Source organism: Streptomyces sp. MMG1121, assembly GCF_001280015.1.
Classification (GTDB): domain Bacteria; phylum Actinomycetota; class Actinomycetes; order Streptomycetales; family Streptomycetaceae; genus Streptomyces.
This window is the reverse complement of record NZ_LGDV01000038.1, coordinates 347,970-363,347: the sequence shown is the minus strand read 5'-3', so window position 1 is coordinate 363,347 and position 15,378 is coordinate 347,970. Positions and strand designations below refer to the sequence as shown.

12 protein-coding genes and 1 pseudogene are annotated in these 15,378 nt (G+C 72.6%); 5 read left to right on the top strand and 8 right to left on the bottom strand.

The genetic code is table 11. From position 1 onward, the window contains the following. Nucleotides 1-32: 32 nt before the first annotated feature. Entirely contained in the window at nt 33-515 is a 483-nt protein-coding gene (locus ADK64_RS06505; protein WP_053655936.1) for a DUF456 domain-containing protein, read from the top strand. Between the two features lie 4 nt (nt 516-519). Here the strand turns inward: ADK64_RS06505 and ADK64_RS06500 are convergent, their stop codons facing one another. The 5 genes from ADK64_RS06500 to ADK64_RS45795 all read right to left on the bottom strand — a co-directional run bounded on the left by ADK64_RS06500 (nt 520) and on the right by ADK64_RS45795 (nt 5,894). Further along, nucleotides 520-1,743 carry a GDSL-type esterase/lipase family protein gene (locus ADK64_RS06500; RefSeq protein WP_053655934.1) on the bottom strand — a complete coding sequence of 408 codons (1,224 nt, stop codon included), beginning with the start codon at nt 1,741-1,743 and terminating at the stop codon, nt 520-522. Between the two features lie 162 nt (nt 1,744-1,905). Continuing rightward, on the bottom strand, nt 1,906-2,403 hold the full coding sequence (locus tag ADK64_RS06495) for a methylated-DNA--[protein]-cysteine S-methyltransferase (RefSeq protein WP_053655932.1): 498 nt from the start codon (nt 2,401-2,403) through the stop codon (nt 1,906-1,908). After that, entirely contained in the window at nt 2,400-3,788 is a 1,389-nt protein-coding gene (locus ADK64_RS06490) for a DNA-3-methyladenine glycosylase 2 family protein (protein ID WP_107092927.1), read from the bottom strand. The genes ADK64_RS06495 and ADK64_RS06490 overlap by 4 nt, the downstream gene beginning before the upstream one ends. Nucleotides 3,789-3,859: 71 nt before the next feature. After that, nucleotides 3,860-5,020: a ribosome small subunit-dependent GTPase A gene (gene rsgA / locus ADK64_RS06485; protein ID WP_053655928.1), complete on the bottom strand. Its 1,161-nt coding sequence runs from the start codon at nt 5,018-5,020 to the stop codon at nt 3,860-3,862. A gap of 148 nt (nt 5,021-5,168) precedes the next feature. Further along, nucleotides 5,169-5,894 (bottom strand): hypothetical protein, encoded by a 726-nt coding sequence (locus ADK64_RS45795; protein WP_159046173.1) that lies wholly within the window; start codon nt 5,892-5,894, stop codon nt 5,169-5,171. A 482-nt stretch (nt 5,895-6,376) separates the two neighbouring features. On the opposite strand from ADK64_RS45795, the gene ADK64_RS06475 reads away from it, so the two are divergent. Beyond that, the gene (locus tag ADK64_RS06475; RefSeq protein WP_078992511.1) at nt 6,377-8,041 is read left to right on the top strand and encodes an alkaline phosphatase family protein; all 1,665 of its coding nucleotides are present in this window, start codon (nt 6,377-6,379) and stop codon (nt 8,039-8,041) included. Between the two features lie 328 nt (nt 8,042-8,369). Further along, nucleotides 8,370-8,630, top strand: a pseudogene (locus tag ADK64_RS47005) (transcriptional regulator); the annotation flags it as partial. Nucleotides 8,631-8,722: 92 nt separating this feature from the next. Here the strand turns inward: ADK64_RS47005 and ADK64_RS06470 are convergent. The 3 genes from ADK64_RS06470 to ADK64_RS06460 form a co-directional block, all read right to left on the bottom strand. Beyond that, nucleotides 8,723-10,216 carry a cellulose-binding domain-containing protein gene (locus tag ADK64_RS06470; RefSeq protein ID WP_053655924.1) on the bottom strand — a complete coding sequence of 498 codons (1,494 nt, stop codon included), beginning with the start codon at nt 10,214-10,216 and terminating at the stop codon, nt 8,723-8,725. A 234-nt stretch (nt 10,217-10,450) separates the two neighbouring features. Further along, a complete protein-coding gene (locus ADK64_RS06465; RefSeq protein WP_053655922.1) occupies nt 10,451-11,800 on the bottom strand; it encodes a radical SAM protein in 1,350 nt (449 codons plus the stop codon). 58 nt (nt 11,801-11,858) lie between these two features. Further along, the gene (locus tag ADK64_RS06460) at nt 11,859-12,533 is read right to left on the bottom strand and encodes a pyridoxamine 5'-phosphate oxidase family protein (RefSeq protein ID WP_053655919.1); all 675 of its coding nucleotides are present in this window, start codon (nt 12,531-12,533) and stop codon (nt 11,859-11,861) included. A gap of 157 nt (nt 12,534-12,690) precedes the next feature. On the opposite strand from ADK64_RS06460, the gene ADK64_RS06455 reads away from it, so the two are divergent. Then, a complete protein-coding gene (locus ADK64_RS06455) occupies nt 12,691-13,953 on the top strand; it encodes an FAD-binding protein (protein ID WP_053655917.1) in 1,263 nt (420 codons plus the stop codon). Between the two features lie 164 nt (nt 13,954-14,117). Continuing rightward, nucleotides 14,118-15,374, top strand: coding sequence for an ROK family transcriptional regulator (locus tag ADK64_RS06450; protein ID WP_053655916.1), 1,257 nt, complete (start codon nt 14,118-14,120; stop codon nt 15,372-15,374). Nucleotides 15,375-15,378: the final 4 nt, after the last annotated feature.

The window sequence follows — 15,378 nt, the reverse complement described above, 5'->3', positions numbered from 1 at the left end:
CCGTTCGATGGCTTCTCCGGCACTCTGGGCAGATGGGAGTGTCGCAACTCCTGCTGGTCGGCGTGGTCATCGTGCTCGGCCTGTGCGGAGTACTGGTGCCCGGGGTGCCGGGATCGTGGCTGGTGTGGGCCGCGGTGCTGTGGTGGGCGCTGACGGATCCGCAGCCGGTGGCCTGGGGTGTTCTGGTGGGCGCCACGGGGGTGCTGTTGCTGTCGCTGGTGGTGCGCTGGGCGCTGCCGCCGCGCCGGCTGCGGCAGAGCGGCGCCACGCCCCGGATGGCGGTGTACGCGGGCGGCGGGGCGCTAGTCGGTTTCGTGCTGCTGCCCGTGCTGGGCGCGCTGCCGGGCTTCATGGCGGGGATCTATGTGCACGAGCGGCTGCGGCTGGGCCGGCACGGCGAGGCGCTGGCCGCTCTGCGTACGGCGATGCGCTCGGGCGGCTCCAGCGTGCTGGCCGAGCTGTTCGCCTGTCTGCTGATCGCGGGGGCGTGGCTGGGGGCGGTGCTGTGGGGCTGATCCGTCACGGCGCCCAGGCGAGGGGCGCCCCGGCGAGGGCCCGGCGGACGGTGTCGGCGACGGCCGCCATGCCCGTGTCGTCGAAGTGCAGGTGGTCGCCGGGGTCGTAGGCGGGCAGAATGCGGGTCGGATCGGCGGGGTCGCGTACGGCGGCGTCGGCGTCGGCGACCGCGTCGAAGGCACCGCCGGTCCGGATGAAGGCGTTGACCCGCTGCCGTACCGCCTCGCGGGCGTCCGTGTAGGCGGAGTAGCCGTGGAACGGGGTGAGGGTGACCCCGACGACCCGGATGCCCCGGGCGTGGGCGCGGGCGACGAGGGCGCGGTAGGCGTCGGCGTACGCCGTGACGTCGTCGGCCCTGGGGGTTCCCTTGATGTCGTTGATGCCCTCCAGGACCACCAGGACCCGTACGCCCGCCCGGTCCAGGGCGTCGGCGTCGACGCGCGTGAGGGCGCTCGGCCCGGAGCCGTCGCGCAGCAGCCGGTTCCCGGAGATCCCGGCGTTCAGGACGCCGAACCGGTTCGCGCGCAGATACCCGGCGAGCCGGTCGGGCCAGCGGTGGTTGGCGTCGGGGGTGGAGCCGTTTCCGTCGGTGAGTGAGTCGCCGAACGCCACGACGCTGCCGGTGGCGGAGCCGAGGACGTCGACGCCGGTGACGTAGTACCAGCGGCTGACGGTGGTCGTGTACGCGGTACCGGCCTCGTCGGCGGCGCGGCCCGCGCCGGCCGGGGCCACATAGCTGGTCTGCAGGGCCACCTCGTGGGAGGTCGCGGGGCCGCTGTCGTCCGGGGTGTACACGGTGACGAGGAGGTCGGCGGCGGCCGGGACGCGCAGCGGCACCGGGTCGGTGACCGTGTCCTGGCCCGGCGGGACGGTGACGGACGCGGCACCCCGGAAGGTGGCGGTGCGCAGGGTGCCGGGCAGGGCCTCGGGGCCCGCCGCGCGCAGCGCGACGGTGACCGCGCCGAGGCGCAGCGGCGCGGTGCCGAGCCGGTTGCTGAGGCGGACGCGCACGGCGTCGCCGCCGACGCTGAGGTGGACGACGTCGCGGAAGGCGGCGCCGGGCCGGGCGGCGGCGGTGCCGGACGGCGCGCTCTCCCAGCTGCCGGTCCAGGACGCAGGTGTCTGCGGCGGCTCCGGCTGCCGTTCCGGCTGGGCGACGGCAGGCGTCGTCAGGGCGGGCAGCATCGCGAGGAGCAGCACCGCGAGGATCCGTCCGACCTTGGCCATGTGTCCGACCGCCCTTCCCCGTGCCTCGTCGGAGGTGACCGTGCCACACGACCGGGCCACGGCACCGGATCATCGGCGAGGGTCCACCCGGTCGGCGTAACGCGGGGACGGGAGGGCGGGAGACGGCGGGACGGGAGGGCGGGAGACGGCGGGGCGGGAGGGCTACGAGGCGGCGTCGAGCGCGCCCTCCAGGGTCAGCAGCCAGACCTTGCGCTCGACTCCGCCCGCGTACCCGGTCATCGAGCCGTTCGCACCGATCACCCGGTGGCAGGGGCGCACGATCAGCAGGGGGTTGGCGCCGATCGCCCCGCCGACGGCGCGAACGGCCGCGCGGGAGGAGCCGATGCGCGCGGCGATGTCCCCGTAGGTGACGGTGGTGCCGTACGGCACGTCGTCCAGCGCGGCCCACACCCGCTGCCGGAACGCGGTGCCGTGGGCAGCCAACGGCAGCCGGAACACGGTGAGTTCACCGGCGAAGTAGGCGGCGAGCTGCTCCCCGGCGGCCCGGAACGGCCCGGCATCGCACCGCCACCCCTCCTGGACGGTCCGCCCGCCCTTCTGCCCGGGCACGGACAGCGAGGTGAGCGCGCCGTCCGGGTCGGCGGTGAGCAGCAGCGGACCGACGGGGGCGTCGAGGCGCGTCCAGTACACCGTGGTCATCGGGTCGACTCCCCTTCCACGACGAGGTGTTGGACGGCGTACGACCGCCAGGGCCGCCAGCCGTCGGGGACCTGGGTGCCGGGCGGGCCGACGTCCGGATCGCCGAGGGCGCGGACGCGTACGGCGGCGACGGCGGCCGGGTCCATGCCGGGCAGGGCGTGCAGGGCCGCCTCGGCGTCGTCCCGGTCGGCGCCCGCGTCCAGTCGTACGGTCCCGTCGGCGAGGGCCGCGGCGAGCGCGCCCAGCGGGCCGTCCGGCTCGGCCTCGGCGAGCGCGGCGGGCTCCGGGAAGAGATGGGTGAGGCTGCCGCAGGGCGCGTCGAGCGCCTTGCCGTACCGGCGGACCAGCGGCTCGGCGGCCGCGCTGCCCACCAGCGCGCGCACGGCGGCCTCCAGCGGGTCCACGGTGCCGGGCGAGCGCAGTCCGGGCCGGGCGGCGACCAGCGGGGCGAGCCGCGGGTCGGCGCCGAGCCGTTCGTCGACGGCGTACGGGTCGGCGTCGAGGTCGAACAGCCGGCGCAGCCGCTGCACCGCGGTGGTCAGGTCCCTGGGGTCGGTGAGGTGCAGCCGTGCGTCGAGCCAGCCGCCCGGGCGGGTGCCGGTCCTCTGCGCCTGTGCGTGCTCCTCGACGGCTACGATCCCGGTGCCGTACGGCAGCCGCAGGGTGCGCCGGTAGGTACGGCCGCCCGGGGGGCCGGAGACCTCCTCGACACCAGCGACCGCCTCCCTCGCCAGCTGGTCGAAGACGGCGGCGGCCTGGTACGGGCCCCGGTGGGCGAGCCGCAGCGGGATGCCGGCGCCCGGGGTGGCCCGGCGGCTGCCCCGGCCGCGGGGTGCGGCGGCGCGCACCTCGGTCGGTGTCGAGGCGTACACCTCGCGGACGGTGTCGTTGAACTGCCGCACGCTGGCGAACCCGGACGCGAACGCGATCTCGGTGACCGGCAGGTCGGTGGTCTGCAGCAGCACCCGCGCGGTGTGCGCCCGCTGGGCCCGGGCGAGCGCCACGGGCCCGGCGCCGAGTTCGGCGGTGAGCTGCCGCTGGACCTGCCGGGCGCTGTAGCCGAGCCGGGAGGCGAGCCCGGCGACGCCCTCGCGGTCCACGACGCCGTCGGCGATGAGCCGCATGGCCCGGCCGACGACGTCCGCGCGCGCGTTCCACTCCGCCGACCCCGGCACCGCGTCCGGCCGGCACCGGCGGCAGGCCCGGAATCCGGAGCCCTGCGCGGCGGCGGCCGTCGCGAAGAACCGCACGTTGTGCCGCTTCGGCGTCACCGCCGGGCAGCTCGGGCGGCAGTAGATCCCGGTGGTCTCGACGGCGAAGAAGAACGCCCCGTCGAACCGCCCGTCCCGGCTGCGCACGGCCTCGTACCTGCTGTCCTCGTCCATCACGCCTCCCAGTGTGGGCCGCCGGACGAGGACGGGCTAGCGGAAATCGGACGTGGAGCTGACCTGCCCCGCTACACCCACCTCCCCCGCTTGGCCTCCATCGCCGCCCTGCCCTCCGCGCCCTTGCGGCGCCATTCGCGCCGCAGGTCGGCACGGACCCGTGCATCGGTCTTGGCGACGATCCACTGGTTCTCCCGCATGAGCTTGCGGTAGCTCTCCAGGCGCCGCACGGGCAGTTCGCCGCTCTCCACGGCGCAGCGCACCGCGCAGTCCGGCTCGGCCTCGTGGGCGCAGTCGTGGAAGCGGCAGCGCTCGGCCAGTTCCTCGATCTCGGAGAACACCTGGCCGACCCCGCTCTCGGCGTCGAACAGGCCGACGCCCCGCAGCCCGGGGGTGTCGATGAGGACCCCGCCAGAGGGCAGGGCGAGCAGATTGCGGGTGGTCGTGGTGTGCCGCCCCTTGCCGTCGACGTCCCGCGCGGCCCGTACGTCCATGACGTCGTCGCCGACGAGGGCGTTGGCCAGCGTGGACTTGCCCGCGCCGGACTGGCCGAGCAGCACGGACGTACCGGAGCCGACCAGCGCGACGAGGACGTCGAGCCCGTCGCCGTGCAGGGAGCTGACGGTGAGCACGGGCACGCCGGGCGCGCTGGTCTCCACGTCGTGGACGAGGTGGGCGAGGGTGACCGGGTCCGTGACGAGGTCGGCCTTGGTGAGGACGACGACGGGCTGGGCGCCGGACTCCCGGGAGAGGGCCGGCTTATGCAGCAGGGCCTCACCACTCGAACTGGCCATGGCGAGCGCCAGGAACCGCTCGATCCGCCCGAGGTCCAGTTCGAACGCGAGCGACACACAGATGACGACGTGATCGATGTTGGTGGCCAGCACCTGGCCGTCGGAACGCTTCGACGACGTCGAGCGTACGAACGCGGTACGGCGGGGCAGCAGCGTCCGCACGTACCGCGGATCGCCGCCCTCGGGGTCGACGGCGACCCAGTCCCCCGTGCACACCACCTTCATCGGGTCACGGGGAACGACGAACTCGGTGTCGGCACGGACGACGCCGACCGCTGTCACGACGTCGCACTGACCGCGGTCGACCCGGACAACCCGGCCGGGCATCAGCCCATCCGCGGCATGCGGAGCGAACTCGGCCTCCCAGCCCTCGTCCCAGCCGTAGCGGGCCAGAGGGTGCGACGAAGCGGAAGAAGCCGAAAGAGAAGAGAGATTCAAGGGGAGCCCTTCACAGGGGCGGCCCCGGCTCCGCGCACGTGTGCGCGGTGCGAAAGGTCAGCCGGAGGCCACGGAGGTGGAGTGGATGCACTTCTGGTTGCGGGCAACGCCCATCACAGAGACAGCCATCGGTCACACCTCCCGTTCGTCACGCGGCCGACAGCAGCGGCCAACAGCCACTGCGTGAAGCGAACCTGAGCCTAGGGGCGCCCGCATTCCGACGCCACCGAGTTTTCCGGCAGGCCCACAGGGCGTCCTGTTCGAGGAGCCGCATCAGGTTCCGCCTGTCTGTCGCGACGACCTTGTCGCCTTCCGTGATGTCCTCGATCCTCTTCGTCGAGCCACCGGCCATGAGCACTTTCGTGCCGGCCACGAAGCACTGGCCGCAGCTCTCCTCCGCACCGCCGGCTTCCTCTTGCCGGGCCTCACGCAGGGCCTGTCCGAGGCCATTGCTGAATCGACCGATGCCGTCGGTGATTCCGTAGATTCCCGCGCCCGCTGTCCCGGTGCCGGCGACGATCACCGGTGCTCCCTCGATGCAGCCGATGATGGTCAGGCACAGGCCTCCGCCCGCGACGTCGATCGAGGCGCCTCCCCCGACGCCGATCATGCCGGCGCCCGTCTCGAACAGACCTGCCCAGATGTCGGAGTTACCGAGGATCGCCTGCCCGTAGTCGCCGATCGTGTTGGCGGTGTCCTTGAGCCAGCCCGGTACCCAGCTGCCGTCGTCGTCCTTCTGTTGGCTCTTCTGCAGCTGCTCCTCGTACCACTGCCGCCATTTCGCCTGTTCTTGCTGCTTTTTGGTGACTGCGATGTGATAGGCGTCCATTTCCGCCTGTGAGGCGGCGGTGGCGTCCTTGCCCGCGGTCGACACGGCCGGGCAGGAAGCCCTGCTCGGCATGGGGAGCGAACTCGGCTTCCCATTCCCCGTCCCAGCCGTAGGGGGGCCCGAGGATGCGAGGAAGGCGAGGACGGACCCGTGAGAGAAGAGTGAGGTCAGCCGGAGACCAGGGAGGCGTTCTCCACACGACTGACCGCGGCGGGCGGCGAACCGGGTGCGGCGCAGAGTGGCGGCGTGCGTGACGGGGACGCTGCGCGCCCTGCTCAACGTCTTCTCAACCTCTTCTCAACGTCTTCGGCCAAAGTCTCGTGCAAGGTGGTCGGGGCCAGCGCCTGCTTCACTTCCGTCGCTCCGTCGCTCCGTCGCTCCGTCGCCACGGGCCCGCGGTCGTCCGTGGAGAAGCAAACACGGCGGGTTTATCAAATGTTCAGATTCCGGCTGTTGTCGTGACAGAAGCGACAGTTACTCATATCCCGTATCACTGCCCGCGTCACCAGTAGCAACTGGAGTGAGTTGTGACCCGCCGATCCATACGACTGGCCGCCGCCCTCGGCGTCGCCACCACCCTCGCCGGAGGCTCGCTCGCCGCGGCGTCGGAGCTCACCGGTTCCTCCGCCGCGCCGCAACAGCCCGCAGCCGCCAAGCACGTCCTCCTGCTGTCGGTCGACGGTCTGCACCAGTCGGACCTGGCCTGGTACATCGCCCGCCACCCCGGATCCGCGCTGGCCCGGCTGGTGAACGGCGGCGTGCACTACGCCAACGCGCGCACCACCACCCCCTCGGACTCCTTTCCCGGCATGACCGCCCAGGTCACCGGTGGCGGCCCGGGCACCACCGGCATCTACTACGACGACGTGTACAACCACGCCCTGCTCCCGGCCGGCACCACCCACTGCAAGGGCGTCAAGCCCGGCGCCGAGGTGGACATGACCGAGGACATGGACAAGAACAAGGCCTCCCTCGATGCCGGCCAGGGCCTGAAGAACCTGCCCGGCGGCATCCTGCAGATGACCGGCCGGCCGCAGAGCCTGCTCGACCCGAGCAGGCTGCCGGTCGACCCCAGGACCTGCAAGCCGGTCTACCCGCACTCGTACCTGCAGGTGAACACGGTCTTCAACGTGGCCCGCAAGGCCGGCCTGCGGACCGCCTGGTCGGACAAGCACATCGCCTACGACATCCTCAACGGCCCCTCGGGCACCGGCATCCAGGACCAGTTCTCCCCGGAGATCAACAGCGATGCCAACGGCTACCCGGCCGGGAACGACTGGACCACCGACAACAAGGCGACCGAGCAGTACGACAGCTACAAGGTCAAGGCCGTCCTCAACGAGATCGACGGCTACGACCACAGCGGCAGCCACAAGGTCGGCACCCCGGCGATCTTCGGCATGAACTTCCAGTCGGTCTCCACCGCGCAGAAGTTGCCCTCCTCCGAGGGCCTCAAGGGCGGCTACGCCTCCAAGGGCGTCCCCGGCCCCCTGCTGCAGAAGAACCTCGACTACGTCAACACCCAGGTCGGCGCGATGGTCAAGGAGATCCACGCCAAGGGCCTGGCCTCCAGCACGGACATCGTTCTGTCCGCCAAACACGGCCAGTCGCCCACCGACCCCGCGGCCCTGACCCGCGTCGACGACGGTCCGCTGCTCGACGGGCTCAACGCCGCCTGGAAGAAGCGGCATCCGGCCGCCGGCGATCTCGTCGCGCACTCCGTGGACGACGACGGCATGTTGCTGTGGCTGAACGACCGCTCCGCCGAGGCCACCTCGTTCGCCAAGCAGTACCTGCTGGCGCAGAGCGGCAAGGGCACCGACATCAACGGCAAGCCCACCAAGTCCTTCACGAACGCAGGGCTCAGGAGGGTCTACGCGGGCAAGGAGGCCGCCGCGTACTTCGGTGTCAAGCCCGGTGACGCCCGGGTCCCGGACCTGTTCGGCATCGCCAAGTACGGCGTGGTCTACACGGGCGGCACCAAGAAGATCGCCGAGCACGGCGGCGCCCACGCTGACGACCTGAACGTCCCGCTCGTCATCTCCGGCGCAGGCACCCCCGCGGGCGTGACCAAGTCCGCTCAGGTCGAGACCACCCAGATCGCTCCGACGATCCTGTCCCTGCTGGGCCTGAACCCCCACAACCTGCAGGCCGTCCAGAAGGACCACACCCAGGTCCTGCCGGTCCGCTGACCCTCGGCAGCCCGTGACTCCGGCACGGGTGGGCCGCACGCGGAACAGCGTGCGACCCACCCGTGCTCACTCGCGCCGACAAGTGCTGGACGTGCCACGGCCTGCCGGCGGGTCAGCGGCCGACCCCGTACGCGTGTGCCTCGCCGCACCCCCACCGGCCTCAGCCGCGTTGCCGGTGCCGTTGACCAGGCCCGGTTTCGGCCAATGGCGTCCGAGGCCGCTGCGCAGTCGCGCCGCTCGCCCGGGAGAGTGCCGACTTGTGCGGCAGCCGGGCGACGCGCCGGTCGTGGTCTGCGCCGCCGGCTGGACGCCGGTCAGCTGGACCCGGATGCGGACCGCCACCATCGGCGTCCCTCGTACGTGCGGCTGGGACCGGGGCAATCTCATCGCCGACCTGCGGGTCACGGCCGCGGCCCACCCCGACGACACCCGACTCGCCCCGCTGGTCGACCGGCTGCCGCACACCAGCCCCCGCTTCGCCCGCCTGTGGTCCAACGGCAGCGCGGGCCCGCACACCGGCGACCGCAAGACCGTCGAACATCCCGTGGTCGGCGATCCGGCCCTCGACCTCGGCGTCCTCATGGTCCCCGGCCCGGATCTCCGTATCGTCGCCTGCACGGCCGTCGCCGCAACCGACGACGCCGGGAGACCGGACGTCCTGCGCGCCGGTGGTCCGGGCGCTCAACCAGCCGCGCAGGCCGCCCCGTTGAGCGTGAGGTCGTGGGGTGACCGGTTCGCGCCCTGCCACGAGGCGATGAAGCCGAAGGACAAGGTGCCGTGCGCGGCGACGGTGCGGTTGTAGTCGGCGGCGCCGGCGGTGACGCGCGGGCCGTCCTGGTGGACTGCCGCGTCCCACATCTGGCCGATCCGCTGGCCGTCACGGAAGGACCAGGACACGCGCCAGTCGGTGAGGGGCCGGTCGGTGGTGACGGTGACGGTGGCCTGGAAGCCGTCGGACCACTGGTTGACGAGGTCGTAGGCGGCCCGGCAGGTGGGGGCGGGGTCCGCGGTGCCTCCGGCCCGGTGTGCGGCCGAGGAGGTGCTGCCCTGCGGTTCGGGACCGGGCTGCGTACGGCCGGGGTTCGCCGTCGTACGGGTCGCGGAGGGGGCCGCGGACGGGGTGGTGGCGGAGGGGGTCGGGGCAGGCGGTGAGGAGGTGCGGCCGGCGGAGCGGGAGACGCTGGGGTCGGCGACCGGCTGACGGTCGTCGCGGGCGGCGGCCGCGTCGTCGCCGGAGCCGCCCAACGGCATCATCGACACGCCGAGCGCCAGCGCGGAGAGCAGTACGGCGGCCGCGAGCAGGCTGCCGCGCAGCACCCGGCTGCGGCCGCCGCCCTCTTCCGGAGCGCCGGTGGCCGGATCGGCGCCGCCCGGGCGGCCCGCGCCGAGGCGGACCTCGGCGGCGCGCCGGCGGCGCTCCAGATAGGCCAGGCCGCCCCAGCCGACCACTCCGCCGGCCAGCGCGGCGGGCAGTCCGCCGCCGTGCAGGCGCAGACAGGCGGCGGCCTCGGCGCAGCGCACGCAGGTGGCGAGGTGCCGGGAGAGGTCCTCGGGGGCGTCGGCGGCCGGCGAGCGGGTGACGGCGTCCAGCAGGCGGGCGTAGGAGCGGCACTGCGCGTCCAGCGGGGTGTCCAGGTGGGCGCGGTGGCAGCGGTCCCGGAACAGGGTGCGGACCTGTTCGAGTTCGCCGCCGACGGTGGCCGGGTCCAGGCCCAGCCGGCGGGCCACGGCGGGCAGGGGCAGCGCCTCCACCTCGGCCAGCCAGAGCAGTGAGGCGTCGGCCTCCTGCATGTCCCTGAGACCGCGCAGCGCGATCGGCCGCTCCAGCGGCGGACCCGAGAAGCGGGCCGCCTGGCCGGAGTTGAGCCACAGTCTGAGGTCGGGATCGAGCCTGTGCCCCCGGCCGTCGGCCTCCCAGCCGGCGGCCGTGTCGCGTACGGCGGTGAGCAGCGCCGGTATCGTCGGCAGCCGTGCGGTGCGGCGGCCGGCGCCGCGTACATGGGTGCGCTCGGCCGCCCGGACCTCACGCACGCCGAGCGTGAAGGCCTCGGTCGCCAGTTGATGGGCCGTCAGGGACCCGGAGGTGCACAGGTCCGCGTGACTGAGCACCGCGTCCCAGCCCTCCGAGAACAGCGCGGCCTCGGCGGGATCCTGGGGGGTCGGCAGGTCGGGCATGGGACTCCTGCATCCACGAGCGAGGTCAACTCACCATAGGTGAAAGGGAGTTGCTGGGAACCTCGCGGCAGGGCACCGAGCCTTTCACGGCCTCGACACAACTGACAAGCGGCCTGTTCACATCCGGTGACGCAAGGTGGCGGGACGTATGCGGGACGCGACGGACCCCCGACTCCGGCCTCTGGTACGGACACGGGCACCGTTTCGCTCACCGCCCCGCCGGCCGGTCGCGGGTCACGCCTCGGCTGTCGCCTCTGCCGTACCCGCCCCCTCCGTCGACTCGGCCGCGGGCAGGCTGTCCATGAAGGAGCTGACGGAGAAGACCGCGTTGCCGGGTCCGGGCGGGCCGTAACCGGGCGGGGAGGAGAGCCCGAAGTCGTCCATGGTCTGGCGATAGGCCTGCAGCAGCCGGATGTGGTACTCGAGCGGCGCACCCTGCGGGTTGGCCTTGCCGAGCGGGGTGGTGGGCTCCGGGCACCAGGTGGTGAAGCGGGGCGTGATGCCGTGCGACATGAAGAAGCGCAGCCCCTCGGTGGTCGACGCGATCGCCTCGTCCACCGTCGTGAACCCGAACGGCTCGGCCATCTCCACGCCCGCCACGAAGTTCGGGATCACGTTGCGCGCGCCGAACACCTCGGCGGAGTCCAAGATCCGCTTGTGCCACTCGTCACGGCCGACGTAGCGCTCCTTGCCGGGGCAGTACAGCTCGAACAGCCGGCGGTCCCACACCTCGAAGTTGGGGTGGTAGATCTGCACGCCGTAGTCCTTGAAGCGCTGCACGTCGTCCTTGGGCAGCGCCTGGGCGACGACCTTGCCGATCCAGCGGTTCGGGAAGTGCTCCTCGATGGCCTTGGCGTACATGCCGTAGAAGTCGGCCTCGTCACGGCCCTGGAGCTTGGAGGTGATGGCGCCGCCGGTCAGCGTGTACGCGGTGGAGGCCTTCTGGGTGTCGTACCGGTCGATGATCTCCAGGGCTTCCAGGACCTCGTCGACGTCCTTCACGCCGGTGTACGGCCGCCCGGCCGCCTTGTGCTGGCGCCAGTTGTGGTTGATGTCGCAGTACTGGCACTCCTCCTTGGCGCCGAAGTACTGGCAGACCCGGAAGACGGTGAGGTAGATCAGATAGCCCCACTGGATCGTCGGGGCCACCTCCATCACGGACTTCCCGTTGGAGAGGGTGTGCCGGTAGTACTCCGGCATGGGCGGCACGCCGACGTCCGCGATGCGCTTGCCGTCGAGGTAGAGCCCGAGCAGCCCCTCGTCGTCGGCGGCCACCCGGTACGGAGAGGCCGGATTCACCCGTACGGAGACGACGGTACGGCGCAGGTCGTACGGCCCGCCGGTGAGGATGATCTCCTCCGGCGGGCGCCGGAGCGCGGCCTCGCCCAGCTCGGGCAGGGTGCCGTGGTCGAAGGAGAAGATGAAGTACGACTTCGGCTTGACCTCGCCGCTCTCGTTGTCGCTGAGGGCGGACGGGTCGAAGGCGACGCCGCCACGGAGCAGGTCCTCCTTGAAGACGGCCTCCCGTGGCACATGCGGGAAGCGCTCCATCAGATCCTCGACCAGCGCGGTACGACTGCCCATCCGTCTGTCTCCTCCCGGCTCAGGCGTGCGGCTCTCACCGTATGCCCCCGCCTCCGGCTCAGCCGTGCCGGGTCCCCGCACGGCGCGCGATGTGCTCCGGTGCGGCGGTGCCGGGCGGCAGTGCCGGGTCGGGCTCCGGGGTGCCCCAGACCGCGGTCAGCGGCAGGACCCCGGCCCACAGACCGAGGGCCGCGTCGGGTCCGTCGCCGTCCTCCGGGGCGCCGGTGCGGATCTTGACGGAGGCCTCGTCCAGGGAGAGGGCGAGGAGGGTGGTGGCGGCCAGTTCCTTGCGGCTGGGCCGGCGGGCGTAGGACCACTGTCCCGGCGCGGAGTGCTCGGTGAGCAGGCGCAGGCCCTCCAGTTTCTCCTCGGGGTCGGTGACCTTGCGGGCCGTGCCGTGGATCATGGCGCTGCGGTAGTTGACGCCGTGCTCGAAGACGGACCGGGCGAGCACCAGCCCGTCGACGTGCGTGACGGTCACGCACACGGGGGTGTCCCCGGCCAGGCTGCGGCTGGCCACGGAGCCGTGCAGATACAGCCACCGCTCGTCGCGCCCGTAGACGGTCGGCACGACGACGGGCCGCCCCTCGACCAGGACGCCCAGGTGACAGACGAAGGCGGCGTCGAGGACCGCCTCCAGCTCCGCCCGCTCCAGGCGGCCCTGCTCGCGCAGCCTGCGGTGACGAGTACGGTCGGTGACGGGCAGCCGGGCGGGAAGCGGTTCCTGGGTCATGGAGCCGAAAGTACCGATATCGTGCTCAAGAGGCCAGCAAAATTTCGAATACGCTGAAAAAGACGATCGTGGCAACGAAATCCGCAGACGGCTTCCCTGACGGCCGAGGGCGGGTGAGAGGGTCGGTGCATCCGCAGACTCCAGAGGGGACGCACCGATGACAGGGACGGCCGAGACCGCCGGGACGATCACCAACTGGGCGCGCACCATCACGTACAGCGCGCGCGAGTTCCACCGTCCGCGCTCGCTCGACGCGCTCGCGGCGCTGGTGGCGAGCAGTGCGCGGGTGCGGGTGCTGGGCAGCGGGCACTCCTTCAACCGGATCGCCGACCCGGGCCCGGACGGCGTGCTGCTGTCCACCGCCGGGCTGCCGCCGGAGATCGAGGTCGACGCGGCCGCGCACACGGTCCGGGTGGCGGGCGGGGTGCGCTACGCGGAACTGGCCCGCGCGGTCCACGCGCACGGCCTCGCCCTGCCCAACATGGCGTCCCTGCCGCACATCTCGGTGGCCGGTTCGGTGGCGACCGGCACCCACGGCTCGGGCGTCCGCAACGGACCGCTCGCCTCGGCCGTACGCGAGGTGGAACTGGTCCTCGCGGACGGCTCCGCGGTGACGATCGGCCGCGGCGACCCGCGCTTCGACGGTGCCGTGACCTCGCTGGGCGCGCTGGGCGTGGTCACCGCGCTCACCCTCGAACTGGAGCCGGCATACGAGGTGGAGCAGCACGTCTTCACCGAACTCCCGCTGCACGGGCTGGACTTCGCGGCCGTGGCCGCCGCCGGATACAGCGTGAGCCTGTTCACCGACTGGCGGGAGCCGGGGTTCCGGCAGGTGTGGGTCAAGCGGCGCACGGACCAGCCGGTGGTGGACTTCCCGTGGGCGACGGCCGCGGACGTCGCGCTGCACCCGGTGCCGGGCATGCCCGCGGGCAACTGCACCGAGCAGTTGGGCGTGCCGGGCCCCTGGCACGAGCGATTGCCGCACTTCCGGGCGGAGTTCACGCCGAGCAGCGGCGAGGAGATCCAGTCGGAGTATCTGCTGCCGCGTACGGCGGCGAGGGACGCGCTCGATGCGATCGACAGTATCCGGTCGACGGTCGCCGGGGTGCTGCAGACCTGCGAGGTACGGACGGTCGCCGCCGACACCCAGTGGCTCAGCCCCGCCCACGGGCGGAACTCGGTGGCACTTCACTTCACCTGGGTGCGGGACGAGGCGGCCGTCCGCCCGGTGGTGCGCCGGCTGGAGGAGGTGCTGGCCCGGTTCGATCCGCGTCCGCACTGGGGGAAGGTGTACGAGATCCCGTCGGCCGTCGTCCGTCGGCGGTACACACGCGTCCCCGATTTCCGCGCCCTCGCCCGCTCCCTGGACCCGACCGGAAAGTTCACCAACGCCGTCGTGCGGGATCTCCTGACCGACTGACGGCCGCGTCCGCCGCCCGGCGGCGTCGAGGTGCCGGACCCGCGACTTCCTACAGCCCCTTTCCTAACCCCTTGTCGAAAGCCGCTCGCAGCCCATAGCCTGACGGCCGCGCCGGTGCCGATGCCGCCCCGGCCCGATCTGGAAGGGATGGGAGGGGCACCCGCGTGAAGCGCACATCACGTGACATCCGCACCGCGAACCGCTACGAGGTGCTGCGCCAGATCATCGCCGAGTCTCCCACCTCCCGGCAGGAGCTGGCTGCCGCCACCGGCCTGAGCCTGGCCACGGTCGCCACGCTGGTCGGCGAGCTGCTGGACCTCCGCATGATCACCGAGGTCGGGTTCGAGGACTCGGCCGGCGGCCGGCCACGGGGCCTGGTGGCCGTCAACGCGTCGGGCGGCGCGCTGATCGGTGTGGACATCGCGGAGACGTACGTCCACGTCGAGCTGTTCGACCTGGCACTGAACGTGCTGGCCCGCGCCGACGAGGACATGCGGCCCGGCGAGAGCCGCCCGGAGCAGGTGGTCGGGCAGGTCGCCGCCACCGTCGGCTCGGTGGTGGCGCAGGCCGGGGTCGAGGCGGCCCGGGTGCTCGGCGTCGGGGTCAGCGTGCCGGGCCAGGTGGACCGGGACAGCGGCGTCGCGGAGTACGCGCCCAACTGGAACTGGCACGACGTGCCCTTCCTCGATCTGCTCGCCGAACACATCGCCTACCCCCTGTACCTGGACAATCCGCTGCGCGCCTGCGCGGTGGCGGAGCTGTGGTTCGGGGCCGCGCGGGGCCGCGGGGACGCGGTGGTGGTCAATCTGGGCACGGGAGTCGGTGCCGGTCTGGCCCTCGGCGGCGGACTGCACCGGGGGGTGAGCAACAGCGCCGGCGAATGGGGGCACACCACGCTCGTGCTGGACGGCCGGCTGTGCCACTGCGGCAACCACGGCTGTGTCGAGACGTACGTCGGCGCGCCCGGCATCATGCAGAATCTGCGCGAACTGAGCCCGCGCTCCGCCCTGTTGCACCCCGAGGACCAGACGGCCACCATCGACGCGCTGGCCCGTGCGGGCGCGGCGGGCGATCCGGTGGCGCTCAAGGTGGTCCGGGACACGGCCCGTTACCTCGGCGCCGGGATCTCCGACCTGATCAACCTCCTCAATCCCGAAGTGGTCGTGCTCAGCAGCTGGGTCGCCGCCCGGCTCGGCGAGCCGCTGCTCGACGAGGTCCGCCGGGCCGTCACCCGGCACACGCTGCGCCGGCCGCTGGCCGCGACCGAGATCGTCCTCTCGCCGATCCCCACCGACCCGGTGTCCCTCGGCGCGGCGACGTTCGCGCTGGAAGGGGCGCTGCAGTCCGTCGGCCACAGGACCGGCACCACCGCCAAGCGCACTACCACGCCCGCGAGGAGCCGTACCGCACCGCCTTCATGACGAC

Coding starts and splice junctions, on each gene's coding strand:
- ADK64_RS06460 (WP_053655919.1), bottom strand. CDS start 12,533: ATGACCCAGGAACCGCTTCCCGCCCGGCTGCCCGTCACCGACCGTACT.
- ADK64_RS06465 (WP_053655922.1), bottom strand. CDS start 11,800: ATGGGCAGTCGTACCGCGCTGGTCGAGGATCTGATGGAGCGCTTCCCG.
- ADK64_RS06500 (WP_053655934.1), bottom strand. CDS start 1,743: ATGGCCAAGGTCGGACGGATCCTCGCGGTGCTGCTCCTCGCGATGCTG.
- ADK64_RS06495 (WP_053655932.1), bottom strand. CDS start 2,403: ATGACCACGGTGTACTGGACGCGCCTCGACGCCCCCGTCGGTCCGCTG.
- ADK64_RS06470 (WP_053655924.1), bottom strand. CDS start 10,216: ATGCCCGACCTGCCGACCCCCCAGGATCCCGCCGAGGCCGCGCTGTTC.
- ADK64_RS06455 (WP_053655917.1), top strand. CDS start 12,691: ATGACAGGGACGGCCGAGACCGCCGGGACGATCACCAACTGGGCGCGC.
- ADK64_RS06490 (WP_107092927.1), bottom strand. CDS start 3,788: ATGGACGAGGACAGCAGGTACGAGGCCGTGCGCAGCCGGGACGGGCGG.
- ADK64_RS06505 (WP_053655936.1), top strand. CDS start 33: ATGGGAGTGTCGCAACTCCTGCTGGTCGGCGTGGTCATCGTGCTCGGC.